At 33.7% G+C, this 1,443-nt stretch carries 2 protein-coding genes; both read right to left on the reverse strand.

Going from position 1 to position 1,443, the window contains the following annotated elements; genetic code table 11:
* Positions 1–202: 202 nt before the first annotated feature.
* The gene (locus tag V7149_RS20675) at positions 203–634 is read right to left on the reverse strand and encodes a CBS domain-containing protein (RefSeq protein ID WP_335347479.1); all 432 of its coding nucleotides are present in this window, start codon (positions 632–634) and stop codon (positions 203–205) included.
* Entirely contained in the window at positions 635–1,285 is a 651-nt protein-coding gene (locus V7149_RS20680; RefSeq protein ID WP_335347480.1) for a LysM peptidoglycan-binding domain-containing protein, read from the reverse strand.
* Positions 1,286–1,443 lie beyond the last annotated feature (158 nt).

Raw genomic sequence — 1,443 nt, forward strand, 5'->3', positions numbered from 1 at the left:
ATATATATATGATAACTCTCAATTATTAGTATAACATCATTTACATTCTTTTTAATATAAAGGGCAGAAAATTCTAATAAATTTCACGAATTTTGGATAATAATTCTCTGTCCTTATATATAAAATACTTTGCTTTTGTCGTCATTCATTTCCTAGTTGTTACTATATTAAAAAAGAACACCCTAATAAGGTGTTCCATGCTTTAATGCTGAATTTCATTGCTTGCTTCGGAAATTTCAGTAAGGGCTTCCCCTGCCTTTTGGTCAGTTAAATGGTGCACAGCAAAATCACCTAAAGAAACAATTCCAACTAATTTGTTTCCTTCAACTACAGGTAATCGTCTAATTTGGTGCTTTGCCATTAAACTAGCTGCCTCATGAGCATCCATATCTTTTGTAACAGTTATTAAGTCTTTACTCATGATTTTTTCAACCTTTGAAGATGGCGGATTTTTCTCAGCCACACACCGTAATACGATATCCCGGTCAGTGATCATCCCAACAAGTTTTTCATTATCAACAATTGGAATTGCACCAACATTTAATTCCTTCATTTTAACAGCGACTTCAAATACATTGTCTAACAATGAACAACTATCAACTTTATCAGTCATAATATCACGGATCTTCTCCATCTAACTTCCTCCTTCTACTCTTTGAATAATTAGTACTGTCCAATAATGGCCATGAAGACCACCTTCTGCATGACCAACACCTATATGGGTAGACAGTTTATCTAATAGCTTTGACTGGTTAACGGAAGAATTCATCCATAGTGTGAAAATCTTTTCTGGTGAACTATATCCTGCACCAATACTTTCTTGGACCTTTTCAAATGGAATTTGAAAGGCTTTTAACATATTTGAAGAATCTCCATAGCTTGGTGAAATATGCGACACATATTCTTTTTCCATCATATCCAGAGCTTTTCTTCTCGCTGCTTTAGTCAAGTTATAATCAACTATTAAGGGCTTCAGTCCTGCATTTGCCCTCTTCGTGTTTGTAAGCTCCAAAAGACTTCTTTCGGAAGAAGATAATGAGATCCTCTTTTCTATTCTCTTTAGGTCCGGAATTGTTATTATTTGTCCTGGAAAAATTAAATGCGGATTTGATACTTGTGGGTTGCTTTGAATGATTGTTTTAAGCTCAATTCCATTAATTAAAGCAATTTTCCAAAGGGTATCCCCACGATTAACTACATATTGTGTTTCTGCCTCAGCATTGCCCATAGGAGCATAATAAAGGAATAGACATAGGCAAATAAAATATTTAATGATCCTCTTCATTCATAACCTCCTTCTCTTTCAATCATTATGTTCTCCAAAACTGCAGGAAAAATTTCCTGTTTAGTCATTGTAAATGCAAAATAGTGAATAAAAGATGAATTTCATTTGTTTTCTTCATGTATACATTGCATCTTCTAGCTATTTCTACTATTATAAGA

Source organism: Bacillus sp. JJ1503 (genome assembly GCF_036965125.1).
Lineage (GTDB): Bacteria > Bacillota > Bacilli > Bacillales > Cytobacillaceae > Cytobacillus.

Bases quoted from the DNA above. Each gene is read 5' to 3' on its own strand.
- V7149_RS20675 (WP_335347479.1), bottom strand. From the start codon at position 634: ATGGAGAAGATCCGTGATATTATGACTGATAAAGTTGATAGTTGTTCA.
- V7149_RS20680 (WP_335347480.1), bottom strand. From the start codon at position 1,285: ATGAAGAGGATCATTAAATATTTTATTTGCCTATGTCTATTCCTTTAT.